This window comes from Candidatus Binatia bacterium, assembly GCA_036493895.1.
Taxonomy (GTDB): Bacteria; Desulfobacterota; Binatia; order UBA1149; family CAITLU01; genus DATNBU01.
The window spans coordinates 1-24,748 of record DASXOZ010000008.1 but is presented as its reverse complement, the minus strand read 5'-3'; the positions used below and the strand labels follow the sequence as shown (position 1 = coordinate 24,748).

Sequence of the window (24,748 nt, the reverse complement as noted above, 5' to 3'; positions counted from 1 at the left end):
CGCCGAAATGTGGATCTGGCAGGGGAGCCGCTGCCGGGCGATCCTGCGCGTCGGAATCAGGCCGCCCCGCCGGGTTCGAACCGATCCTTCAGGAGCAGAAACGACGATGCCGACGTCCTCGCCCACCCAGCTCGAGTTGTTCTTCCGTTACATGAGCGATTTCGAGATGGCTTTCGTCGCCGACCAGTGGTCCGGCGTCGAAGCCTGGTTTCACGACGAAGCAACGCACGTGATCCACGGCGGCGCCCTGCCGCTCGGAACCGGCGGTCGCGGTCGCGCCGAAGTGATCGCCGGTCTTCGCGCGGGAGTCGATGCCGTGGACCGGCGCTTCGACGCGCGCATCCCCGAGATCGTCGAGGGACCGGTGACGCGCCCCGATGGCATCTGGATGCGCTTCTCGCTCGAACTGCGGCGCGCGGGTCTTCCTGCGCTTCGCATCGACGGCGATCACCTCGTGCGCTTCCGGGACGGCAGGATCGAGGCGCTCGTCGAGCACGTTGCCGACGGTACGGCGGCGCACGTTGCTGCGTACCTCGACGAGCATGACAGCGCGCTGCGCGCTGCAGGCTCCGCGTTCGAGCCGCCGCCGGATTCGCGCGACACTGCGGATCTCGAGGCGGCGACGGGACGCTCGCTGGTGCGCTGCTACGGCGGCGCCAAGAGCGAGCAGGACGTGGAAGCTGTGCTGCTAGTCTGCGACGACGGCTTCTCGATCGAGACCGTCGCATTCGGCGTGCGCTCCAGTGACCGCAGCGACACGCGAGCCCAGCTCGAGACGTTCTTTGCAGCGTTTCCGGACTACCGCGTCCACCTCGAAGGCTTCGCGTGCGACAGCGGAAAGGTTGCCTGCTGGGGACGGGCGAAGCTGACGTTGCGCGGCGGTTTCCTCGGGCAGGGCGCCACCGGCCGCAGCGCAGATCTGCCGATTTTCTGCATATTCGAGCTGGCAGGCCCGACGCTGGCGCGCGAGAGGTTCTTCTTCGACCTGGCCGCTTTCTGCACGCAAACGGGCCTGGATGCGACGGCGCTCTCACTGGTGCTCGAAGCGGCCAGGGAGACCAGGGCAGCGGCGTGAACGCGGCGCGCGCGGCGGCAGTTGCGCCGACCCGCAGCGGCGACGCCGCATCGATGTATGCCGCTGCCGCCGTCGAGAGGCACGCCGTGGAAGATGCGACGCTGGCCGTGCGCCGTTTCGGAAGCGGGCCGCCGGTCGTCTTCGTCCACGGTTTCCCGACGCACGGCTGCACGTGGCGCTATCTCATCGACGCGCTCGCGTCGCGTTTCACGTGCATCACCGTCGACCTGGCAGGTCTCGGCGACAGCGAGTGGAATCGCGACACGGATTTCCGCTTCACGGCGCAGGCTCGTCGCGTCGCGCTGCTGCTCGCGAGACTCAACCTCGACAGGTGCAGCCTCGTTGCGCATGACACCGGCGCCACCGTCGCGCGGCTGGTCGCGCTGTCGGAGCCGGGGCGCATCGCGCGGCAGGCATTGATCAACACCGAGATCCCGGGGCACCGGCCACCGTGGATTCCGCTGTACTGCATCGCTGCCCGGCTTCCGGGCAGCGCACTGTCGTTCCGTCCGCTGCTTTCGATGCAGTGGTACCTGAGGTCGGGAATGGGTTTTGGCGAGTTCTATTCGGACAAGAGCCTGTTCGACGATCCGTCGCGGCTCGCGCCCTACGTGGACCCGGTGCTCGCGTCTTCGCGCCGGCTTCGCGGCATGCTCGGCTACCTGACGGGGATCGAGTGGAACGTCGTCGACGGCCTGCGCCAGCGCCACCGCGAGCTCGCCGGACCGACGCTTCTTCTCTGGGGCGAGGACGACAGGACGTTCCCGGTATCCGATGCCGAGCGCATGCTGCCGCAGTTCGAAGGACGCGCGCGCCTGGTGCGCGTCAAGCACGCATCGCTGATGCCTCACGAGGAGAGGCCCGAGGCGGTGCTCGAAGCGCTGGAGCCCTTTCTATGTGGACGATGGGGTCAGGCACCAGGCGCTGGCATGTCGCGCTGAATCGTGGAGTCAGGCACCAGGCGCTGGCATCTCGCGCCGAATCGGCACGAACATCCCGGCGCCTGGTGCCTGACCCCATAGCGCCGGCTACTGAACGCTGACGCGGTCCGGCGCAGGCGAGCCGATGTCGCGGTACTCGCGCGCCTTGTCCTGCATTCCCTCCGCCAGCGCCCGCGCTTCGTCGATGCCGTGGTCACGCGCGTATTCGCGCACCTGTTCGGTGATGCGCATCGAGCAGAACTTCGGTCCGCACATCGAGCAGAAGTGCGCGTGCTTGGCGTTGTCCGACGGAAGCGTCTCGTCGTGGAACTCGCGTGCGGTCTCCGGATCCAGCGACAAGTTGAACTGGTCCTGCCAGCGGAACTCGAAGCGCGCCTTCGACAGCGCATCGTCGCGGTCACGGGCGCCGGGGTGCCCCTTGGCAAGGTCGGCGGCATGCGCGGCAATCTTGTACGCGATCACGCCCTGCTTGACGTCGTCGCGGTCGGGCAGTCCAAGGTGTTCCTTCGGCGTCACGTAGCAGAGCAGCGCCGTGCCCATCGAGCCGATCATCGCGGCGCCGATCGCCGAAGTAAGGTGGTCGTAGCCCGGCGCGATGTCGGTGGTCAGTGGTCCGAGCGTGTAGAACGGCGCTTCGTGGCAGACCGCAAGCTGGCGATCCATGTTTTCCTGGATCAGGTGCATCGGGATGTGCCCCGGCCCTTCGATCATCACCTGCACGTCGTGTTCCCACGCTTTCAGCGTCAGCTCGCCGAGAGTGTCGAGCTCGGCGAACTGCGCGGCGTCGTTCGCGTCGGCAGTGGAGCCGGGCCGGAGACCGTCGCCGAGCGAGAAGCTGACGTCGTACTTCTTCATCAGCTCGCAGATCTCGTCGAAGCGCTCGTAGAGGAAACTCTCGCGGTGATGGGCCAGGCACCACTGCGCCATGATCGAGCCGCCGCGCGAGACGATGCCGGTCACGCGCCGCGCAGTCAGCGGCACGTAGGCAAGGCGCACGCCGGCGTGGATCGTGAAGTAGTCGACGCCCTGCTCGGCCTGCTCCTCGAGCGTCTCCATGAAGAGCTCGAACGTAAGGTCCTCGACGCGCGCGACTTTTTCGAGGGCCTGGTAGATCGGCACGGTGCCGATCGGCACCGGCGAGTGGCGGATGATCGCTTCGCGCGTGGCGTGGATGTCCTCGCCGGTCGAAAGGTCCATCACGGTGTCGGCGCCCCAGCGCGTCGCCCAGCGCAGCTTGTCGACCTCGTCCTCGATCGACGAGCGCACCGCCGAATTGCCGATGTTCGCGTTGATCTTCACGAGGAAGCGCCGCCCGATCACCATCGGCTCCAGCTCGGGATGGTTGACGTTGGCCGGCAGGATTGCGCGGCCCGCGGCGATCTCGCTGCGCACCAGCTCCGGCGAGACGTTCTCGCGGATCGCGCAGAACATCATCTCCTCGGTCACGATGCCCTTTCTCGCCCAGTGCATCTGCGAGAAGTTCTTCGCACCGAGGCCGCGCCGGCGCTCGGTCCACGGCTTTCGCAGCAGCGGAAGCCCGCCTCCCTCGCAGGGCGCCGGGCCCGACGTGTCGTAGACCCGAAGAGGAGCCTCGCCCGCGGACAGCCGGATTTCACGCGCGGGAACGGGCATCTCGGTGCTGTGCACGACTCGCGTCGAGCTCGGGAAACTGTCGGACATCGGGGGAAGGGCGGATCCGGTCGTTTTCATGAGTCCTCGCAGTCCGAGCTTCTCGCCCATCGGCGCACATTTGCGCGCCGCGCCATCGGCGCGCCGTAGCGCGCCGTCCCATCAGCGCGCAGTTGCGCGCCGCGGATGACCCGGAGAGCCGGAAGCGGGAATCTAGGCTTCGCCGGCGCCGCGAGTCAATGCGCCCGAACGCGGCCGCCGCGCTGCAACGGGTGATCTTGACTCGCTGGGGCGCGGGCGGAAAAAACGTCCTTCGGGCTGCGGATCGCGTCGCAGCCGGCCCAGGCAGAGAGGCTCAAGCTTTGACACGCATCGTTTCGTGGAACGTCAACGGCATCCGAGCCGTCGTCAAGAAGGGGTTTTTCGAGTTCCTGGACCGGGAAAAACCCGACATCGTCTGTCTCCAGGAGGTCAAGGCCAACCCCGGCCAGATCACAGAGGGCGACCTCGCGCGGCTCGAGCAGCTCGGCTACTGCTCCTACTGGCATCCGGCCACCCGTCCCGGCTACAGCGGCGTAGCCACGCTGGTGCGCAAGGAAGCGCTGTTCGTGACGACGGGCCTGCCGTTCGAGCGCGACGAAGGACGAGTGCTCGTCACCGAACACGGAGCGTTCACGCTCTACAACATCTACTTCCCGAACGGGCGCCAGACGCCGAACGGGCCCGACCCCGTGCGCCTCGCGTTCAAGCTCGAGTTCTACGAATCGGTGCTCGAGACGATCGAAGAGGAGAGGGCCGAAGGCAAGAGCCTCGTCATCTGCGGCGACTTCAACACCGCCTATGAAGAGATCGACCTGGCCAGGCCGAAGGAGAACCGCGACACCACCGGTTTCCTGCCCGAAGAACGTGCCGCGCTAGGCGAATACCTGCGCAAGGGATGGGTCGATACCTTCCGGCATTTCACGCCGGGCCGCCTGTACGAAGGACGCCAGGCGGAGGAGCGCGACTACACGTGGTGGACCTACCGCGCCGGTGCGCGCGAACGCAATATCGGCTGGAGGATCGACTACCACTTCGTCAATCGCGAGTTCCTGCCGCTGGTCGAGGGCGCCGCGATCTGGGACGAAGTGCACGGCTCGGACCACTGTCCGGTCGTCATCGATCTCAAGGTCTGAGTTTTTCTGCGCTCAGAGCTGCTTCGGCCGAGCAGGAGCCCGGCGGCGACGCCGGGCCGGATTGCGGAACTCGAGCTGTGGGGGCCCTGGGCGCCGCGGCGTCATGTTCGATTTCCAGAACGCGCCGATGCAGACCGTCGTAAAGACGATCATCGCGAACGCGATCCCGTAGATCATGTCGTCCGGCAGGCCGGCCAGCATGTGCAGGCTGAGCAGACCGGTGCACAGCAGCACCAGCATGCCGATGAGGAAAACGCCGACCGCAATGGCCGCGTCGCTTTCGTTTCTGTTGAGCCCAGGAATGGGCTGTCTGGCGTCCACGCTATCACCCCCCGGTGGTAGTCGGTCCCTCGCCGTTTCGGGCGTACCCAAAAATTAGGAAACATCACCCGCGCGCGCAAGCGTCGAACGCGCATTCGCGCGGGAAAAGATCGTTCATCGTGAGTCGAATCACAGGAAATGACAGAACAGTTCGCACGTTGACGCCGCGGACCGAGCGTTTCTCATTCCTGAATGGCGACTCAGGCAGGGTCGGCGGGATCTTGCAAGGCGGCGGCGGGCGGCTAGGCTCGCCATCTCCCGCAATGCGTCGTGACGGTTCTTGCGATGCGTCCGGACAACACGTGCTGCAGCACGTCTCAGTAAAGGAGCAGCGATGGACGAGACGGCCATGATCGACCTGCCGATGCATGAGCTTTCGGCTCTGGTGCAGGACGGCGAGATCTCGCCCGTCGAGAGCGTCGCGGCGGCGCTCGCGCGCATCGAAGCGACCAATCCTTCGATCGGCGCCTTCTCGCACGTCTGTGCGCAACGGGCGCTCGAGGAGGCGCGAATCCAGGAAAAAGGCCTGCTGGCCGGGGTGCAGCCGGGGCCGCTGGCCGGAGTGCCGTTCGGCGTCAAGGACCTGGAGCACGTCGCCGGGCTGCCGACCTCCCACGGCTCGGCGGCTTTCGTCGGCCGAGTCGCGACCGAGGATTCGGTCCAGGTTGCCCGGCTTCGCGCCGCGGGCGCCATCGTGGTCGGCAAGACCAACACGTCCGAATTCGGCTGCACGGCCTACACGAAGAACCTGCCGTTCGGCGTCACGCGCAATCCGTGGAACCTCGAGCGCACGCCCGGCGGGTCCAGCGGCGGCTCCGGCGCGGCCATCGCCGCACGCATGGTGCCGATGGCGACTGCCGCCGACGGCGGCGGATCGATCCGGATCCCGGCCTGCTATGTCGGCGCGTTCGGCATGAAGCCGTCGTTCGGGCGCGTGCCGACCGGCGATTCGGCGATGAACATGCTGCGCTGGGCCGACACCCTGCATTACGGCCCGCTTACCCGCTCGATCCGCGACGCGGCGCTGATGCTCGACGTCACTGCCGGCCCGCACCCGAGCGATCCCAATTCGCTGCCGCCTCCCGGGGTGTCCTACAGCGATGCGATCGACGAACCGCTGCGCAAGCTGCGCATCGCGTTCAGCAAGGACCTCGGCTACGCGCGGGTGGATGCCGACGTGCTGCGCGAAGTGCACGCAGGAGTCGAGGTCTTCCGCTCGCTCGGGCACGCGGTGGACGAGATCGACACGGTGTTTCCGGACATCGGCAGGGCGTGGGCCTACCTGGCAGGATCGGAAACGTACGCGGAGCTGGCTCCCGCGGTCGAAGGAAGGGAGCACCTTCTCGGTCGCGGCTTCTGGCAGGGAACGCTGGCGACGGCCCAGCTGACGATGGCGGCGATGGGCGACATCGCGCGCGAGCGCTGGGAGCTCAACCGGATCCTCGAGGAAGTGTTCGACCGCTACGATCTTCTGCTGACGCCGACGCTTCCGACCGAGGCCTTCGGGGCGGCCGGGCCGTTTCCGCGCGTGGTCGGCGGCGAGCCGGTCGAGTCGCCGCTGGCGGCGGTCGCGTTCACGTATCCTTTCAACATGTCCGGGCATCCGGCTGCGACGGTTCGCGCCGGCATGACCGACGGCGCGCTTCCGGCAGGACTGCAGATCGTCGCACAGCGCCACCGCGACGACCTGGTGCTGCAGGCGGCGGCCGCGTACGACGCGGTCCGGCCGATGGACTGCTGGCCGACGCTCTAGCCGGGGCCGCGCAGCTTCCCGTTCATCCGCAATCGCCCCGCCCAACTTGCCGCGCGCGTCGCGCCTTGCGCTCAGAAGTCTCGCGAGATCTCGATCGAGAACAGCTGTCCCTTCCGGTACGAAAGCTCGGTGACGCTGCTGGTCGTCTCGCCCGTCGTGGGATTGACCGTGTTGCGCGTGATCTTGTTGACCGGGTCGATCAGGTTTCGCGCCTTCAGCGTCAGGTTGTACTCGTCGCCGAAGAACTGGAAACCGTGGCGGAACGTCAGGTCAAGTTCCGGCTTGGAGTGCTGGTAGGAATCATCGAAGCCGACGGTGCCGAGGTCCTTGATGTACTTTCCGCTCGTGTTGAACGCGATCGTCGCGTCGGTGTCGGTCGGAAGGTTGGACCAGGTCAGTTGCCAGTTCACGATCCACGGAGCCTGTCCCTGCAGCGCGTGGCTCGGGTGCTGAAGCGGTGAGATCGAATTGGCCGGATCGGTCTTGGCCTGCGAGTCGATCCATGCGGCGTTGGCGCGGGTGGAGAAGTCCTCCGCCCAGCGGCCGAGAGATGCCAGCGACTGGCGCGCCTCGACTTCGATTCCATAGAGCCTCCCGGTGTCGGCGTTCTGCCAGGTGCGGATGTTGCCGGCCGGCTGGAAGACCTGCTCGATCGGATCCTTCAGGTCCTTGTAGAAGCTTGCGATCGACACGTCGTCGGCGGTCCCGTGGTACCACTCCAGGCGCAGGTCGTAGTTCGTCAGCTCGGCGACTTTGAGGTTCGGGTTGCCGACGTAACGGTAGCCGTCCTCGAAGTTGAAATACGAAGCCGGCGAGATTTCGCGCAGATCGGGCCGGTTGACCGTCTGGCTGAACGCGGCGCGCAGTTGCAGCGCGTCCGTGAACAGCCACGTCGCCTCGGCGCCCGGATAGAACCCGGCCTTGTCGAGCTTCGTGAATGGGAAGGGAGTTTCCGGGCCCTGCGTGATCGTCTGCTTCGAGGTCTCGTAGCGCGCCCCCGCCATCAAATGGAGCTTGGACCAGAGATCGGTCTCCGACTGCGCGTAGCCTGCGATGATCTGTTCCTCTGCGCTGTAGGAGTCGAGTGCGTTGAGGAAGCCCTGCAGTTGCCACTGGTCGAAGCGCGACCCGATGTTCGGGTCGTCGAAGATCGCGCCGATCGGAAGGTTGTCGTACTTGTTGCCCGGGTTGGTCGTCTGGAAATGGAAGACGCGGCGCTCCGAGTCGCGCTGCTTGTCGAAATAGCGGGTTCCGGCCTTCAGGGTGGTCGAGATCGAGTCGGACAACTTGAACGGAAGCTGCGTGTTCAGGTGCGCGTCCCAGGCGTGGTCCGTCAGCGCCTCCCAGTCCTTCTCATTGCTGTTGACGTCGGTGTCGAAGACTTTCTGGTCCCAGTGCGGGACCGGATTGCCGACCGGATCGTAGGTGTACGGAACGTCGAAACGGTAAAAGCGGCTGTCGGGCTCGACGCGGGATGCGTCGGCGTAGGAGGCCGCCCAGTCGATGCCGAGATCGTGCATGTGCAACGGGTTGTGGTTCCCCGCGAGCTGCACGCTCCAGAGCTGCTGCTCCTGCCAGTCCGACCGGATGTCGTCGACGAAATTGATGTTGCCCGCATTGAACGTCTGGTACGTGACGTAGCGCTTGTACGTATTGTGCGTATAGAAGACGTTGGTATCGAGCTCGTGCTGGCTCGTGGGTTTCCACTGGAGCGCGGAGAGCAGGGAATACTTGATGTTGTTGTCCGTCTCGGACTGGTCGGTCGACGAGGGATCCAGGCCGCTGCTCTGCCGGTGACCGTTCATGTAGTGCTGCCAGGCGTTGTAGCCCTCCCCGCCGATGAGAAAGCCCACGTCTCCCATGTAGAGTTTGTAGTCGCGGGCGAGAGATCCCTTGAGCTTGAAGTTGGGCGGCAGCGTCTTGTTGTCCACGTCGAAGCTGCGATTCATGTCGAGTCCGAGCTGCTGGGTTTCCGCCGCACTGGCGTTCTGGAGGTCGTCGATATTCTTCGGAAGATGGCGGTAGCTTCCGTCGAAACCGGTCCAGTCCTGGGAGCTGCCTTCGTACCATTCCCTGTTGGAGAACGTCGTTCCGACGCGGTACTCGCTCGACAGGCTCAGGCGTGTTTCCGGCTCCGCCGGGACAGACCGCGTTTTTAGCTGCACCGAGCCGCCCGAGAAGTCCGCGGGCAGGTAAGGCGCGTAGGTTTTCTGCACGCTCAGCTGGTCCATCACGCCGCTCGGAAACAGGTCGAGGGGGATCACGCGGCGAAACGGGTCGGGGCTAGGCAGCATCGCTCCGTTGAACAACGTGCTCGAATAGCGCTCGCCGAGGCCGCGCACGTAGACATACTTGTCGCCGACGGTCGTCACCCCGGTGACGCGCGACAATGCATCGACGACGTTCGAGTCGCCGGTGACCGCAAAGTCCTTCGCGGTCAGCACGTCGACGATCGATTCCGAGAATCGCGCCTGGTCCAGCGCTTCGCTGATCGAGCTTCCCGTCACGACGACTTCCTCGACAGAGGAATCCGGTGCGGAAGCACCTGTCCCCGGCGCGGCGTCCGACTGCGGGGTTTCCGCGGCGGCCTTCGTCTTTTTTGACGGTTGCGTCGCGGACGATGACGTAGCAGGCGTCGCGCCGGCGGAAACGTCGTCTGCCGTAGCGCTGCCTGTGCAGAACATTCCTGCCGCAAGGGCGACAACGATCGAGCAGCCTGAAAGCTGGAGCAGGTTCATTGCGGTGCTCCTGCAGCGCCGTCGCGCCCGCAGGAAAAGGAGCCACACAAGAGCCGTCCGCGTGTTCGAAACGAGTTAGCGCGCGATTCGAAGCGCGTGAACGCGGCGAAGTCACGACGAAAAATCGCGCAGCGCCGCGCGCGCAGTGTGATCCGCACGACGCACCGCTGACGGAAATCTCACCGGACTCCGACACGCCAATGACATTCTGCGTTCATCGTCGCCGGGTCCGTACCGGCATCGTGCCGGCAAAGCGGCAATTCAGGACAAATCCCGCAGTCCCGGAAGATCAAAGGAGAGGCCAGCGCCGCGCGCCGGCCGAAATTCAGTGGAGGTAACCATGTCTCGAAGGAGTCTCAGAACATTTGCCGTCGCCGGCGCGCTGGCGGCAGGGCTGGCGGGCACACTCGCCCCCGCAGCCTGGGCCGAGCCCGGCGGCTGCTCGCAGCCCGTATCGACGGGCGCCGACCCGGTCGCGACCGATTGTCTGTTTATCCTGCGCGCGGCGGTCGGATCCGCGACGTGTTCGCGGCCCTGCATCTGCGAGCCCCGCGGCGTCGCGACGAAGGCGACGGACGCGCTGCTCTGTCTGCAGTTCTCGGTCGGACAGAACGTGCCGATCGACTGCCCGTGCAACAGCCCCGGCAAGCCCGACCTCGAGGCTTCGGACACGACGTTCGATCCATCGAGCGACGTCGTGCCGGACACCAACGTCACCGGCCATTCCTACAACTCGAGCACGGCTACCAATGCGGATCCGTACGGCATCAATGACAACGACATCAAGTCGCGGTTCGTGAAGACCCGTTTCATCGGCGCCATCCCGCAGGACCCGGCTGCCTCGGTCGGCGACTGGACCGAGGGCTGGACCGTCGAGTTGCATGGCAACCACACGGTCTGGCACCCGGCGACCAACGGCACGCTGAACGGCGCGACCCCCGTTGCCGACGGCAACTGCCCCGCGAACACGACGCTGATAGGAAGCACCTCGCTCCCGAACGGCTATCCGGGAACGATGGACATCTGCCAGCTACCGGGCCGTTTCGCGGTGTCCGGCGGCACGCTGACGCTGACCAACGACAACATCTACCGTCTCGGCGGCCTCGCCAACGGTGGCACGTTGATCGGTGACGGCGATGCGGCGGGCAAGACGGAGACGAATGCGAACCCGGCGCACCCGACCGCGGCTACGCACACGGACCTCGTCATCGAGCCCGGCACTCTCGTCCTCGGCGATGTCCAGGAAGCGTTGATCGTCACGCGCGGATCGACGATCCACGCGGTCGGCACCAAGGACAACGTGATCACGCTGCAGTCGAAGAAGTGGTTCGACAACTGGTTGACCAACACCGACTACACGGGATTCGGCGTCGGCTCCGGCGCCCGCCGCGAATGGGGCGGGCTCGTTCTGACCGGCTTCGGCTGGGCCAACGCGTGCAACACGGTGGACACCTGTGACGCGCTGGTCGAGGGCATCGCGGTTCCGGTTCACTACGGCGGGACCGACGAGAGCTGGAACGGCGGCCATGTCGAGTACATGGAGATCAACGACCCCGGGTACGACATCGACGGCAACGGCAACGATCTGAACTGCTTCACGCTGTACACGCTCGGTTCGCCGACGATCGTCAGCCACATCGACTGCAACAACGGCGGCGATGACCAGTACGAGTTCTTCGGCGGCAACGTGGTCGTCGACCATGTGGTTGCCACCGGCGGGCTCGACGACAACCTGGACACCGACGTGGGCTTCCGCGGCGGCGCGCAGTTCGCGGTGCTGCGCCAGGCCGGGCCGGCCAGCAACGACGGCGACAAGGGCTTCGAAGCCGACAACGGGCCCCAGGGCGACCCGATCGCGAACGTGCGCGAGCCGCGCTCGCATCCGCACTACGCCAACGTCACGTGGCTCGGCCAGCACACCACGGCCAGCCAGCACGGCGTCAGCATCGGTTTCCGCACGGGCACCGGCATCAGCGTGTGGAACACGACGATGCAGAACTCGCGCCGCGCCGAGCTGGAGTCCCAGGCCATCACGGCCGATTCGGGTGGCGCCGGCACCGACACGCAGGGTTCGTGCCAGTACGCCGGACCTCCCGGTCTCAACGTGGAGCACCTGCACAACCTGTGGATCTGGCAGCCGACGCCCAACGAGGCCGCCGTCGCCGGCGGCAGCGCCGAGGCAGGCTACTTCAACAGCACCGGCGGCGATGCCGCGCACAAGCCTGCGGACATCGCCTGCGTGGCGAGCCTGTTCGAGTCGGATCCGACCAACCAGAAGATGGATCCGATGGTCGACACGACCAGCGGCATGCCGAACCAGGTGCCCTGACCCTCGCGACACGGGTGATCGCGGGCGGCGTCCGTCGCGAGACGGTCGCTGCCCGCGAGGGCTCGCGTCACGTGCGACCATGGACACGCCAAACTTCAAGAAACCGACAGCGACGCATTCCGCGTAAGGCATTCCGCGCAAGGCGCGTAAGGAAGGAGAGGGAACCATGTCGAAGATTCACCACAGCGGCCTCAGGGCCAGCTACCTGCGACTGCCGGCGCTTGCCGGCTTCGGCGCAGCCTTCGTGCTCGCGATCGCGCCTGCGGCGCTGGCCGCGCAGCCGAAGCACTGCACCGTTCATTTCAATGTGACCAACGCGACGACGCTCGGCGCCCTGCAGTTCCACACGGACTACACCGCGGTGGGCGCCAAGGGCGACTTCGCCAACTCGTGCACTTGGGCGGCGGGCGGCCTGGACAGCAGCAGCGTCAACGCCGACGCGAGCACGATGGATGCGGCCTTTGCGAACCCGTCCGGATTCACGGGTCCTGGCGAGGTCGCGCACTGCACGTTCGTGATGCCGGATTCGACGCAGGCGGACCCGACGTCGGGCAATTTCGCCGTGACCGTCACCGATTCGTCCGACACCTCGTCGCCGCCGAACGACCCCGCGTCGCCGGCGCCGACGATGTCGGCAACGGCCGATGCCTGCACCACCGGAGCTTCGGTGTGCGGCAACGGCGTCCTCGAGCCGGGCGAGCAGTGCGACGACGGCAACCTCGTCGAAGGCGACGGCTGCGACTCGTCGTGCAACCCGAGCGACTGCCCTTCGGCGGCGCCGACCGGCTGCCTCGTTTCGACGGTCGCCGGCAAGTCGAAGATCGCGTTCAAGAACGACCCGGCCGCGACCGACGACACCAAGGACTCGGGAAGCTGGGGCTGGAAGAGCGGCAAGGCAGCGACCTTCCTCGATCCGACGACGGGAACCGGCAAGACCTACAGCTGGTGCGTCTACGAGGACGGCAGCCTGCTGTACGGCGCGACGGTCCCTGCCGGAACGGGCAGCGGCTGGGCAACTGCCGGGGCGACAGGCTTCGGAATCAAGGGCGCTGTGTTCCAGATCAAAGTGAAAGGTTCGGACACCGACGGCAAGTCGTCGCTCAGCGTCAAGGCCAAGAGCAAGACTGGCGACTTCCACGCTCCCGACCTGAGCAAGCTCACCGGCGTAACGCTGTCTGATCTCGTGACCGACGATGGCGTCACGCAGAGCTGCTACCAGACCACGGCAGGCACGGCGACGGTCAAGACCACTTCGTGGAGCGCCGCGGGCAACCCGTAAGCGGGCGGCCGCAGTCTTCCGATTCGTGCAGAAGCCCCGGCGGTTTCGGCGAAAGCCGATCCCGCCGGGGCCGTTTCCGACCTTTCGAGGAGTGCTCCATGTGGAACACGAGAACTCCGAGTCGTTCGGCTTTGGGCTCGATTTTTTGTCTTCTTCTTCTTTGCGACGGCGCTGCGGCGAACGCGGCGGATTCCGCCGAGTCGCATTGCCGCGCCGCGATCCAGACCGGCCTTTCGAGGTGGACGCTGGAGAACGTCAAGACGCGCATCGGCTGTGAAGCCGACGTGATCTTCGGCGTCGCGCAGAACATCGATTGCGCGACGGGCGACGGCTCCGGCGCGGTGGCACTTCGCTACCAGCTGGCGGCCGACGAGCTGCGCTCGCGCCTCGAGTCGGCGTGCTCAGGCGCCAATTTCGGACTTCTCAGCTATCCCGGACCTTGCAGCGGCGAGGCGTCGCCGTTCACGTCGAACTCCCTTGCTCATTGCATCATGACCGTCGGACAGAGCACGATCGATTCGCTGTTCCAGGTCTGGTACCCCTCCGACGTCACTGCCACTCGCGGCAGCGCCAGCCGCTGCATGATGAAAGTGCCCAAACGCGCGGCGTCGATGGTGCTGGCCGAGACGGGCCTGAGACTGCACTGCCTGCTCGACCAGGAGCTTTCGGGCTCTTCGACGAACGTCGACTGCCGGGCCCAGCTTCCGCCGTACGGGCTCGGAACGGGGAACGCGGTGCTCGACACCGGCATCATCCATGCGCAGCTTGCGTGGCTCGGCGGCCTGCCTCGCGTCTGCGCAAGGGCCGATTTCGCATCGATCGGTTACGGCGAGCACTGCATCGATCCGCTCGATTCCGGCTCCGAGCTGATCGATTTCCACGCGTGCGTGTTCCAGGCCAACCGTCTTACGGTGCCCGCATTTCTCGACCTTGCGTTCCCGAGCACGCCGGTGTGCGGCAACGGCATCAAGCAGGAAGGCGAGCAATGCGACCAGGGCCTGGCCAACTCCGACACCAAGCCGGATGCCTGTCGCATTGACTGCACGCTGCCGGTCTGCGGCGACGGCGTCACCGATCCGGGCAACCACGAGAGCTGCGACGACGGCAACACGGCAAGCCTCGACGGGTGCGACTCCAGCTGCAACGCGGAAATCTGCGGCGATGGAATCGTCAACAACCTGCCGAACGAGCAGTGCGACGACAAGAACACGAACGACCACGACAACTGCACGAACGGCTGCAAGGCGGCTGTCTGCGGAGACGGGATCGTCTGCAACGACCCTTCGTGCACGAGCGGCCCGGGCGGCGGTCCCGAGCAGTGCGACCAGGGTTCGAAGAATTCCGACACCGGCATCTGTCACACGGACTGTTCCGGTTTCACGCGCGTGTGCACGCTGACGATCGGCGTGACCACCAATGCCGACGTGGGCGCGCTGACGTACGAAATGAGCTACGCGGACGCGTCCGGCGAGCTGGCGGGCAGCGGCAGCCACGTGCAGTGCACGTCCGCAGTGAGCAGTGGGTTGACGTCGTTCAACGACAACGACGCCTCACGCTTCCTCAAGGAATCGATGATCGTCGATGCCGGCGTCCATACGCCGGCATCGATCGCGACGTGCACGTTCGCAACCAACGACGCAAACCTCGCGGCCAGCCAGTTCTCGTTCACGATCGACGCGGAGTCGGACCCGAGCTTCAACCCGATCGACGTGACGATGGCCGTCACCAACCTGAGCTGCCAGTGAGCAAAGGCTGCAGCGGCTCAGGAAAACAAGGGCTTTTACGCATGAATCCTGTCCAGTTACGCGGCCGCAGCGCCGCGACGCCGTGTTCTGTATTCGCCGCCATGCTCGTGCTGGCGGCGCGAGTTGCGATGGCCCAGGACGTCGTCCCCGTCACGAACGACGCCGGCACTCTCGATGCGCGCAGCGCCGAGCGGGGCCACCCTCCCACGCGACCGTACTCGCCGTATGCGAACATGCCGCCGCTTCGGCGACCGCTGTTCGGCGATACCCACCTGCACACGTCCTGGTCTCTCGATGCCGGAGCCGCCGGCGCAAGTGTCGAGCCGGACGATGCGTATCGCCTCGCGCGCGGCGAAAGAGTGTGGTCGTCGTCCGGGCAGCCCGTTCGCCTTTCGCGTCCTCTCGATTTCCTCGTGATCACCGATCACTCCGACAACCTCGGGCTGTATACTGCCGTCGCCGGCGGTCAGCCCGAGATCCTGGCCGATCCATCCGGCCGCGAGTGGCACAACATGATCCGGGGCGCGGCCGGAGCGCGCGCTTCGCTGCTGATGCTCGACGCGCTCGCGCGGGGACAGCTGCCGCCGGCTCTCCAGTTCATTCCCGGCTCGACAGGACTGCGCCGCGCGTGGCGCAGCGAGCTTGATGCGGCCGAGCGCTTCAACGATCCGGGCAGGTTCACGACGATGGTCGGTTACGAGTGGACCGCCAGTCCGAACGGCAACGACCTTCACCGCGGCGTGATCTTCCGCGACGGAGCGAGCCAGGCGGCCACCGTCGAGCCGCTGACTTCCGCGGCCGCCGGCGGAAGCGACGATCCCGCGTCGCTGTGGAAGTGGATGGCCGCCTACGAGCAGAAGACCGGCGGCGAAGTGCTCGCGATCGCGCACGGCGGCAACCGGAGCAACGGCCGCATGTTCGCGGACGCCGACGCATCGGGAAAGAAGATCGACAAGGCCTGGGCCGCCGAGCGGGCGCGCTGGGAGCCGCTCTACGAGGTCACCGAAACGGCCGGCGACAGCGAGACGCATCCCAAGCTCTCGTCGGACGACGACTTCGCGAAATTCGAGCGCTGGGACCGCGGCAATCTCGACCTCGGCGTCGCCAAGACGGACGACATGCTTGCGGGCGAATACGCGCGGCCGGCGCTGCGTCGCGGGCTCGAGATCGAGAAGCGGGTCGGCGTCAACCCGTTCCATTTCGGTTTTGCGGGCGGCACCGATTCCCACACCGGACTGGCCGACGCCGAGGAGGACAACTTCTTCGGGCGCACCGCTGCCGATGAGCCGTCGATCCATCGTGTGCGCGACGTCTACGAATCCAACGACAAGACCGGCCTCAAGACCATGAGCTGGGAAGCCAGCGCCGCCGGCTATACCGCAGTGTGGGCCAGCGAGAACACGCGCGCGGCGATCTTCGATGCGATGAAGCGCCGCGAAACGTACGCGACGACGGGCCCGCGAATGACGGTGAGGTTCTTTGCCGGCTGGGATTTTTCGCGGCTCGACGTCGACAATCACGATCTCGCGGCGCTCGGTTACCGCAAGGGAATTCCGATGGGCGGCGAGCTCGCTGCCGCGCCTTCCGGGAAAGTGCCGACCTTCCTGGTCTCGGCCGAGAAGGACCCGATCGGCGCCAATCTCGACCGCTACGAAATCGTCAAGGGGTGGATCGACAAGGACGGCGCGACGCACGAGCGCGTCTATGACGTTGCGGTATCGGGCGATCGCAAGATCGAAGCGGACGGCCGTTGCCGCACCTTCGTCGGCAAGAGCTGGGACCTGGGCGACGCGACGTACAAGAACTCGATCGGCGCGCCGCAACTGGTCGCGTTCTGGAGCGATCCCGCGTTCGACCCGAACCAGGGAGCCTTCTACTACGGCCGGGTGATCGAAATTCCGACACCGCGCTGGACGACGTACGACCTGGCGCGCTTCGGCATCGACATGGCCGAAGGCACTCCGCACACGGTCGAGGAAAGGGCCTACACGTCGCCGGTGTGGTACGCGCCGGCGGTACAAACGGACCAATAGGCGGGCAAATCGCCGGGCAAACAGCGGATTCGGAGGCAGCCGGGCTGTTCCTCGCTACGGCTGCTTGTGCTTTGCCATGTGCCGCAGGTACGCGACGAGATCGTCGAGATCGGCATCGCCGAGCACGGCGGGACTGAAGCCCACCATGCGCGACATCGACCACGCGCGCAGATCCTGGGGGTTTCGCACGAGGCGCCGAAGCGCCGGCTCGGCCAGGTACTCGGTCGGATTCATCGGGACGTTGAGATCGGGACCGATGTCGGAGCTGCCTTCGCGGTTGAGCTTGTGGCACGCGAAGCAGTTGCGCGCGAAGACCGAGAGGCCGCGCCGGGCCGGATCACCGGCGGCGAGCGAAGGGTCGGGCTGGATTTTCGGATAGACGCTGGCGAGCGAGCCCTTGACGGCAAAGCCGCTGAGCTGAAACGGCCATTCTTCGCGCGCGATTCCCGACAGCTGAGGCGACTGCCATACGAGATAGAACGGCCCCGCCGAAGGGCCGCTGTCGTCTTTCAGCGGCGGCCACGGGTGCGCCGGATCCTCGATCGCGAGGTACGCGATCGACCGCGACGGCGAATCGTTGAGCAGGCGGTCGCGCGACAGCGCCGCTGCGAATCCGTCGAGACACTGGAAGTCGATCACGGCGTCGCCGGGCACGTCCATGCCGTCGAACAGGGAATGTGCCGGAACGACGGAATACGAGCGGGAAGCGCCGGCGTACGCCGGATCGTCGGTGATGGTCATCACAGTCGCCCGCGAGAGGAGCTCGCTTCGGGAGAAGACTTTCGTGCGGTCGCCGACGTGGATGGACAACGACGGCTCGCCGGCCGCGGCGGGCAAGGCCGCGAGCAGGAGGCCGGCGAGCAGAAGTGCAGCGCCCGCCGCAGAGCGGAGCCGAAGGATTGTCATCGTGCGAACCGGACGGCCAACCGCGGCCGCGTTCCGACTCAGCCGTTGCTCCGCGAAAGTGCGAGCACCGGGATCACGCGGCTCGTGTTGCGCTCGTATTCCGCGAAGTTCGGCATGATCGACGCCTGCTTGCGGTAGAGCTCGGTGCGTTCGGGCTCTGTCGTGACCTTGGCCCGCACCGCGATCTTCTCGTTTCCCACTTCGATCTCGGCGTCCGGATGCGCGACGAGGTTGTGGTACCAGTCGGGGTTGGTCGCAGCTCCCGCTTTGGATGCGATGATGACCCAGCGCTGGCCGTCGGCGAGATAGACGAGCGGCGTCGTGTACTTCGTTCCCGACTTCGCGCCCTTCGTGTGCAGCAGCAGCATCGGTGCGCCGGCGAACATGCCGCCGACCTTGCCGCTGTTGGCGCGGAATTCGTCGATGATCTTCTGGTTGAACTCGTTCATGCCCGCCATTGTGCGCACCTCCGTCGGAATTCGACGAAGCTCCTCTACTGGAGATGGACCCGCACCGCCAGCCGCGCGTGTCACCCGGCCGGGCACGGCACCGGGCGGTGGCGTTCTCCCCGGAAAGCCCGCCGACGGCGCCCACCGGGCTGCGGCAACCTGCTACAACGACCTGTCGCTCGACGCCGGCTTCGCATCGGAGACCGGCTGGCTGCGTGCCATCGTGTCGGCGACCGCCGATTCCTTCATCTGCTGGATCGCGCGCACCTGGTCCAGGTGCTTCAAGTAGCTGTCGGCGGCCTTGCTGGTCTTGTCGTCGGCCCGGGCAATGCGGAACGATTTCTCGGCGTCGTCGAGCCGGTTCGATCCCAGGCTCGCGATGCCGATCAGCAGCTCGATCGATCCGGCCTGGTCGGGCTTCGATTTGGCTTTCGCCTTGACGAGCGCGTCGTGGGCCGCGTCGAAGCGGTCCTTCTGCAGCTCGAGCTGCCCGAGCATCAGGTAACTCCTGTTGTCGGCCGCCAGCTCGCCGGCCTTCGCGAGCGGCTCCAGCGCCTTGTCGGTGTCGCGCGCGGCGATGTAGCAGTTGGCCAGGAGCTGCCACGATTCGGCGTCCTTTTTGATCTTGCCGTCGGCGAAGCCTTTCTCGAGAGTTTCGCTGCAGCAGGTCGGCAGGTCGTGCACGAAGCACTGGCGCGCGCGCTGGCGAAGGTCGCGATCGTCGGCCAGCAAGCCGCCGACCTGCGCGACGCCGAGCTCGGCGACGGCATCCCCGTCGTTTCCGATCGTGCTCTCGATCGTCGCGAGCTGCACCCAGTAACGCTTGTTTGCGGGCTGCAGGGCGACGAGCTGCTCGAGCGTGCCCGCCACCGACTTGTAGTCCTGGAGCTGGAACTGGATCGCGGCCAGCAGCTGGAGCCAGCTCTCGCGCGGCTGGGGACTGCGCTCGACGGCAATCCTCGCCGGTTCGAGAGCATCCGCGTAGGCCTGCTGCTGCATCAGGATCATCGCCTCGAGGAAATACGCCTCCGGCTTGGGATCCTCGGCGCCGGCGAACCACTGGTCGATCAGTGCGCGTGCGCGGTCGTAGCGCCCTGCCTGCGTGTGAATCTGGGCGAGCGAATAGATCATTCCCTGTTTGGAGGCTCCGTCGAGCGCGTTCTCGGCCAGCGCGGCTTCGAACTCCTTGCCTGCATCCTCGCTCTTCCCTTTGGCGATCAGGATGTAGCCGCGGAAACGATGAATCTGGGCGCGATCGACCGGCTTGTTCTTGCGCACGCGGACGAGCTCGTCGACCACCGACATCGCATCGTCGAGGCGGTTGTTCTCGAGATAGCCGTTGGCGAGCAGAAGCTTTTCGGCGATCTGCGGATTGACGGCCGTGCTCGCGGGGGGCGTATCGGAGGCTGCCGCAACGCCGACCCGGCATGCGATCGCAAGCGCGATCGATACTGCGACGAGCGCGCGCGGCGGGCTGGAGAAAGAACTGCGGACTCTGGCGATACGGTTCATTTCAGCTCTCCATCCTGAATCGAAGAACGACGTCGACGCCGGCGCTCTCGACCGCTGCGCCCGACTGCATCTGAGGCTCGTATTTCCACTTGCGCACGGCCGCGACGGCGGCGTTCTCGAAAAGCGAATTGCTCGACTTGACGATCTGGACGGCGTCGACCGTGCCCGCTTTCGTGATCGTGAAGCGAAGCTGCACCCAACCCTCGAGCTTGCGCTTGGCCGCTTCGGGCGGGTACTGCGGCTCGACGCGAACCAGCGGCAGCGCGCCGCGGTCGGACATGCCGCCGCCGATCCCGAGGCCGCCGGGAACGCCGCGCCCGTCGCCGCCACCACCGCCGGCCGAGCCGAACTCTGCGCCGAGACCCGCCGCGATTGCCGTGACATCGAGCGCCAGGTTCGGCGCCTGGTCCTTGGCGATCTGCATCGCCGGGAGCACCGGCGCCTGCTCGGGCTTGATCCTCTGCGGCTTCTCGCGCTTCTTCTCTTCGATCTCGGTCTCGTGGCGCAGCCGCACGAACTCGACCTTCGCGACCGCAACTGCCGATTCGTCGTGGTGACGCGCGGTGGTCATCGTGTGCAGGAAGCCGAACAGGCCGGTGGCGAGCATGCACGCGCACGCGAGCGAGACGGGAAAGCGAAGCCACGCGCCGCTCACGAGCCGCCGGCCGCGGCGCTGGTTGCGCCGATGGCCACCTCCTTGATGCCGCCGAGCTTGATCTCGTCCATGACCTGCGCGAGCAGGCCCGCCTTGGAATCCTTGTCGGCCAGCACGACGACGGTGTCCTCGGGCCTCTCGAGATGCAGGCGCTCGATGGTCGGGCGGATTTCGCGCATGTCCACCTGGCGGCGGTCCATCCACACTTCCCCGTTCGGCCTCACCGCGACCATGATGTTGCCGGTGTCGGTATGAACGGCGGTATCGGCCTGCGGTCTTGCGACGGTGACACCGGCCTCGCGCACGAACGACGTCGTGATCAGGAAAAAGATCAGCAGGTTGAAGACGAAGTCGAGCATCGGCGCGAGGTCGATGCCGTGTTCTTCCCCTTCGTGGGAGGCGTGACGTCGCGACCGCACCGGTTACCTCGACGAAGTGCCGAACGAGACGTTGTCGACGCCGCCGAGACGCGCCTGGTCGACGACCTGGACCACGAGGCCGGTCGGCGCGTTCTGCTCGGCAGTGATCATGACGCCCCAGTCGGGTTTCTGCGCGTGCAGCCTCTCGACGTTGGCGCGAACCGCGCGCACGTCGACGAGGCGGTTGTCGACGTAGACCTCGCCGGACTGCTTGAGGATCACCGAGATCGAGCCGGTCGACTTGCCGTCGGTGGCGCCCGAAGCGCTGCCGCCGTGACGCTCGACCGTAAGCCCGGTCTCCTTGATGAACACCGCGGTGATGATGAAAAAAATCAGCAGGTTCAGCACGAAGTCGAGCATCGGCGCAAGGTCGATGCCGGTGCTTCCGTCCGCCTGGTGCGTTTGATGGCGCCGCATCCGCATCAGTACACCAGCTTGTCGGCCACCAGCTCGGTCTCGCGGCGAGTGCGTGAGCGGAAGTAGTAGACGGGGTAGAGGCCGGAAATGCTGACGGCAAGACCGGTCATCGTGCACAGCATCGCGTGCGAGACGCCGCTGGCCATCGCGCGTGCGTCGGCCGAACCCTTGAGCGCCATCGAGTCGAACACTTCGAGCATGCCGCTGACGGTTCCGATCAGGCCGAGCAGCGGGGAGAGCGGCACCAGCACCGCCAGCAGCGGGGAGTTCGCGCTCATCTCTGCATTCAGGCGCGAGATCATCGCGGAGCGCACCTGGCGCACGCACCAGGAACGATGCTCGGGTCGTGCCTTCCACTGCGCGACCGCCTGCTCGACACGGCGCGGAAGCACGCGCGAGAAGTACCAGGTGCGCTCGATGACGAGCGTCCACAGCGTCACGCAGCAGCAGAAGATCGCCAGGACGAAAGGACCGCCGCCGTCGATCAGGTCGCGCAGCGAGCCGAGGGCATTGCCGCCGATGCTGGCGAGCGCCTCAGGCATGGCGCGGCCCCCGCGCGCGCTCGAGGCTCTCGGCCAGCAGGCCGGTGCTCTGCTCGTCGAGGATCTGCACGATTGCGCGCGACAACGACGACAGGCCCGCGTTGAGGAACAGCAGCGGGATGGCCACGCCGAGCCCGAGCACGGTGGCGATCATCGCCTGGCCGATGCCGTTGGCCATCAGGCGCGGATCGCTGCTTCCCGATTCGGTGATGCTCTGGAACGTGATGATCATGCCGATCACCGTTCCGATCAGGCCGAGCAGCGGCCCGGCAGCCACGGCCAGGCGCAGGAAAGCCTGGAAACGCTCGAGGCGCGGCACTTCGCGCAGCACGGCCTCGGAAACGCGAAGCTCGACGACCTCGGCGTCCTCCTCGATCGTCGATGGGCTCGTGCGCACCGCGCCGAGCACGCGGCCGAGCGGATTGTCCGCTGCCGGCGACGCAATGTCGGCAAGCTGGCGCCGCACCCGCGAGCGCACGGCGAGGAGATAGATCGCCTGGTAGATCGCCAGCGCGAGGCCGATGAGCCCGACGGCGATGATCAGGTAGCCCACTTCCTGGCCCTTGCGAATGCGCTCGATCACCGTCGGCCGCTGCACCAGCATCGAAAGCAGCGCGCCGCGCGACGGATCGATCGCGGCCTCGGTGTAGCCGCCGGTCGTGTGCTGGATCTTCATCGCGAGGTCGACGAGGCTGGCCGCGGGCTGGCGCGGAAGCACGGCCAGCGTGCCGAGCGAGGGCATGAAATTGAGGTACTGTCCGTTGGACATCGCGACGAAAGGACCGACGCGCACCACTTCGGCGTTGCGCGCCGTGCCGTCGGCGCCGGTGACCGGAGTCTGGAAGCGCACGACGCGTCCGCTCTCGGTCATCTCGCGCTGCAGCTCGAACCACATGCGCTCGAGCTGGTCGATCGACGGCAGCTCCTTGCTCCTGGCGAGCGTCGCGAGGAACTCGTCGCGTTTCGGGATCTGCGCGCTGACGAGCGAGCTGTACATCAGCGGCGTCGTGTCGCCGGCCACCTGCCGTACGACGCCGAACAGCTCGCCGAGGCTGCCGAGGCGCTGGTTCAGCAGGTCCTGCTTTTCGGCGAGCGTGCGCTCGTTGGCATCGAACTGCTCGGACGTGGCCTTGCTGCGCGCTTCGGCGTCGTCGCGGGCGCGGTTGGCGTCGGCGAGCAGCGTGGCCTGGTGATCACGATTGGCGAGGAACTCCTTCTCGCGCGCGGCATCGGTCTGCTCGCGGGCCTGGCGGGCGCTGCGCGTCTGGTCGAGCAGCTCGTCCAGGCTCGTCGCTGCGTGCGACGTCGACGACTGGGAAAACGCGACCGCCATGGCGATCGCAGCGGCGAGAGCGGCAGTCCGGCGCATCATGACTTCGCCTCCACCGGCGCGGGGATCGGAGCGAGCAGCATCTCGGGCGCTGAAAGCTTCTGCGCCACCGCGACGCCCTGCTTGAATGCGTACGCATAGTCGTTGTCGACGATCCATTTCCCGCGCGTCGCGTCCCAGTAGCCCGTCTCGTTGGCGTCGAGCGTCTGGTACATCAGCGTCAGGCGGCCGATTCGCAGGAAGCGTGCGGTGCGGTCGGCGCCCTCGCCGGCGAGGCGGCCTTCGTACGATTCGATCGTGCGGCCGTAGTCCATCTCGACCTGGTAGGCTTCGACGATGCGGCGGTACTTCTCGGAGATGCTGACGTCGGCGCGGCCCATCATCTCTTCGAGAGTGGCGATGCGCGCGTTGCGCTCGTCGCCGAGAAACGGGAGATCGAGCCGCACGAACTCTTTGAGCGTATCGAGCATCTTCTGCTCGAGCGGGACGATGGAGCGCGACGTCGTTTCGATTTCGCCGAGCTGGCGGTCGATGTCGGCCAGCTCCTGCTGCTGGGAGCGGATCTGCGTCTGGAGCTGGGACGCATAGGCTTCGTGGCTCTCGGTGTCGGCCACTGCCTTGCGGTATTCGCCGAGCAGTTTCTGGGTGTCGTCATCGAGGGAGTCGATGCGCTTCTGCGAAGCCACGGCATCCTTGTCGGATGCCGCCTGCTCGGAAGTCACGCGGTCGAGTTTTTCGAGCGGGACGCCGGCAGGTGCGGCGGGGGCGGCAGTTGCGGCGGGCGTGGCCGGCGCGTCCGTTGCCGCATTTGCCGCAGGCGGAGCAGCCGCAGCGGCCGGCGAACCTGAGGCGGCCGGCGATGCGGTCTTGTTCCCGCGTTCCTCGGCTCGCGCCCACGGCGCGAGCGCGAACATCATCGCGAGAATAGCGGCGTACTTGAACCATTCGTTCGGCATCGGATCTCCGTGTTCGTTTCGCGATGGGCAGAGAGATCCGCAGCCGGGTGGGCGGCGGGGCCGATCATTGCCGGCCGGTTTACCTCCAGACGCGAGAGCCCTTCGCGATTGTCCTCCAGGCCGGGGAGGAGACCCGGCCCGCACGCGCAGAGAATGAGCCGCCTCTGTTAGGCCGACGCGAAGGGCCCGTGGAGATTGTGTTAGGAGATCGTGAGCGTCGCCGGTCCGCGCGCAAATCCAGAGGAAATCAGCGACTCGTGCACGAGCTGCGCCCGCTCGGCGGCGTGCGAACGAGGCGGGTCCGACCGCAAGCGGCGCTGTCGGTCTATCGCAGAACTAACGGTGCGCAGACAAAACGCTGATACACCCTCGTGCATCATCGCGGTGCGATCGTCGACGTGCAGCCTGCGTGCAGCCTTGTGGGGCCGCGGGTCCACAGCGAAGACGATCCTCGGTCTTCGAATCGCACGGCCCTCGGCCCGTCCGGTACACGAGCCCACTGGACGGGGCACCCTGGGGGAAGTGCGACAGGCGGCGGCGGGCC

General features: G+C 66.5%; 20 protein-coding genes. 8 read left to right on the top strand and 12 right to left on the bottom strand.

Annotated features, from left to right (window positions below):
• Positions 1 to 106 precede the first annotated feature (106 nt).
• The gene (locus VGK20_00965) at positions 107 to 1,075 is read left to right on the top strand and encodes a nuclear transport factor 2 family protein (GenBank protein HEY2772597.1); all 969 of its coding nucleotides are present in this window, start codon (positions 107 to 109) and stop codon (positions 1,073 to 1,075) included.
• On the top strand, positions 1,072 to 2,016 hold the full coding sequence (locus tag VGK20_00960; GenBank protein ID HEY2772596.1) for an alpha/beta hydrolase: 945 nt from the start codon (positions 1,072 to 1,074) through the stop codon (positions 2,014 to 2,016). Before VGK20_00965 ends, VGK20_00960 begins: the two co-directional genes overlap by 4 nt.
• Before the next feature lie 87 nt (positions 2,017 to 2,103).
• Here VGK20_00960 and thiC read toward each other — a convergent pair whose 3' ends face one another.
• Positions 2,104 to 3,726, bottom strand: a complete 1,623-nt coding sequence (thiC, locus tag VGK20_00955) for a phosphomethylpyrimidine synthase ThiC (protein ID HEY2772595.1) — start codon at positions 3,724 to 3,726, stop codon at positions 2,104 to 2,106.
• A gap of 281 nt (positions 3,727 to 4,007) precedes the next feature.
• Here thiC and VGK20_00950 point away from each other — a divergent pair, with 281 nt between their 5' ends.
• Entirely contained in the window at positions 4,008 to 4,820 is an 813-nt protein-coding gene (locus VGK20_00950; protein ID HEY2772594.1) for an exodeoxyribonuclease III, read from the top strand.
• A 12-nt stretch (positions 4,821 to 4,832) separates the two neighbouring features.
• Here the strand turns inward: VGK20_00950 and VGK20_00945 are convergent, their stop codons facing one another.
• A complete protein-coding gene (locus VGK20_00945) occupies positions 4,833 to 5,141 on the bottom strand; it encodes a hypothetical protein (GenBank protein ID HEY2772593.1) in 309 nt (102 codons plus the stop codon).
• Between the two features lie 334 nt (positions 5,142 to 5,475).
• Between VGK20_00945 and VGK20_00940 the strand changes: the two genes are divergently transcribed.
• On the top strand, positions 5,476 to 6,894 hold the full coding sequence (locus VGK20_00940; protein HEY2772592.1) for an amidase family protein: 1,419 nt from the start codon (positions 5,476 to 5,478) through the stop codon (positions 6,892 to 6,894).
• Positions 6,895 to 6,965: 71 nt separating this feature from the next.
• Here the strand turns inward: VGK20_00940 and VGK20_00935 are convergent, their stop codons facing one another.
• The gene (locus VGK20_00935; protein HEY2772591.1) at positions 6,966 to 9,632 is read right to left on the bottom strand and encodes a TonB-dependent receptor; all 2,667 of its coding nucleotides are present in this window, start codon (positions 9,630 to 9,632) and stop codon (positions 6,966 to 6,968) included.
• A 340-nt stretch (positions 9,633 to 9,972) separates the two neighbouring features.
• Between VGK20_00935 and VGK20_00930 the strand changes: the two genes are divergently transcribed.
• The 4 genes from VGK20_00930 (at position 9,973) to VGK20_00915 (ending at position 17,018) form a co-directional block, all read left to right on the top strand.
• Entirely contained in the window at positions 9,973 to 11,961 is a 1,989-nt protein-coding gene (locus VGK20_00930) for a hypothetical protein (protein HEY2772590.1), read from the top strand.
• A gap of 166 nt (positions 11,962 to 12,127) precedes the next feature.
• Entirely contained in the window at positions 12,128 to 13,240 is a 1,113-nt protein-coding gene (locus tag VGK20_00925; protein HEY2772589.1) for a myxococcus cysteine-rich repeat containing protein, read from the top strand.
• 98 nt (positions 13,241 to 13,338) lie between these two features.
• Positions 13,339 to 14,985 (top strand): DUF4215 domain-containing protein, encoded by a 1,647-nt coding sequence (locus tag VGK20_00920; GenBank protein HEY2772588.1) that lies wholly within the window; start codon positions 13,339 to 13,341, stop codon positions 14,983 to 14,985.
• 41 nt (positions 14,986 to 15,026) lie between these two features.
• Entirely contained in the window at positions 15,027 to 17,018 is a 1,992-nt protein-coding gene (locus VGK20_00915) for a DUF3604 domain-containing protein (GenBank protein HEY2772587.1), read from the top strand.
• A 54-nt stretch (positions 17,019 to 17,072) separates the two neighbouring features.
• Here VGK20_00915 and VGK20_00910 read toward each other — a convergent pair whose 3' ends face one another.
• The 9 genes from VGK20_00910 to VGK20_00870 all read right to left on the bottom strand — a co-directional run bounded on the left by VGK20_00910 (position 17,073) and on the right by VGK20_00870 (position 24,204).
• Positions 17,073 to 17,924 carry a cytochrome c gene (locus tag VGK20_00910; GenBank protein HEY2772586.1) on the bottom strand — a complete coding sequence of 284 codons (852 nt, stop codon included), beginning with the start codon at positions 17,922 to 17,924 and terminating at the stop codon, positions 17,073 to 17,075.
• Positions 17,925 to 17,962: 38 nt separating this feature from the next.
• Positions 17,963 to 18,382 carry a nitroreductase family deazaflavin-dependent oxidoreductase gene (locus VGK20_00905; GenBank protein ID HEY2772585.1) on the bottom strand — a complete coding sequence of 140 codons (420 nt, stop codon included), beginning with the start codon at positions 18,380 to 18,382 and terminating at the stop codon, positions 17,963 to 17,965.
• A 153-nt stretch (positions 18,383 to 18,535) separates the two neighbouring features.
• The gene (locus VGK20_00900; GenBank protein ID HEY2772584.1) at positions 18,536 to 19,885 is read right to left on the bottom strand and encodes a tetratricopeptide repeat protein; all 1,350 of its coding nucleotides are present in this window, start codon (positions 19,883 to 19,885) and stop codon (positions 18,536 to 18,538) included.
• A 1-nt stretch (position 19,886) separates the two neighbouring features.
• The gene (locus tag VGK20_00895) at positions 19,887 to 20,540 is read right to left on the bottom strand and encodes an energy transducer TonB (GenBank protein ID HEY2772583.1); all 654 of its coding nucleotides are present in this window, start codon (positions 20,538 to 20,540) and stop codon (positions 19,887 to 19,889) included.
• A complete protein-coding gene (locus VGK20_00890; protein ID HEY2772582.1) occupies positions 20,537 to 20,959 on the bottom strand; it encodes a biopolymer transporter ExbD in 423 nt (140 codons plus the stop codon). The genes VGK20_00895 and VGK20_00890 overlap by 4 nt, the downstream gene beginning before the upstream one ends.
• Positions 20,960 to 20,962: 3 nt before the next feature.
• A complete protein-coding gene (locus VGK20_00885) occupies positions 20,963 to 21,382 on the bottom strand; it encodes a biopolymer transporter ExbD (protein ID HEY2772581.1) in 420 nt (139 codons plus the stop codon).
• Positions 21,382 to 21,918: a MotA/TolQ/ExbB proton channel family protein gene (locus VGK20_00880; GenBank protein ID HEY2772580.1), complete on the bottom strand. Its 537-nt coding sequence runs from the start codon at positions 21,916 to 21,918 to the stop codon at positions 21,382 to 21,384. Before VGK20_00880 ends, VGK20_00885 begins: the two co-directional genes overlap by 1 nt.
• Positions 21,911 to 23,290, bottom strand: coding sequence for a MotA/TolQ/ExbB proton channel family protein (locus tag VGK20_00875; GenBank protein HEY2772579.1), 1,380 nt, complete (start codon positions 23,288 to 23,290; stop codon positions 21,911 to 21,913). Before VGK20_00875 ends, VGK20_00880 begins: the two co-directional genes overlap by 8 nt.
• Positions 23,287 to 24,204, bottom strand: coding sequence for a DUF3450 domain-containing protein (locus VGK20_00870; protein ID HEY2772578.1), 918 nt, complete (start codon positions 24,202 to 24,204; stop codon positions 23,287 to 23,289). The genes VGK20_00875 and VGK20_00870 overlap by 4 nt, the downstream gene beginning before the upstream one ends.
• Between the last annotated feature and the right edge of the window lie 544 nt (positions 24,205 to 24,748).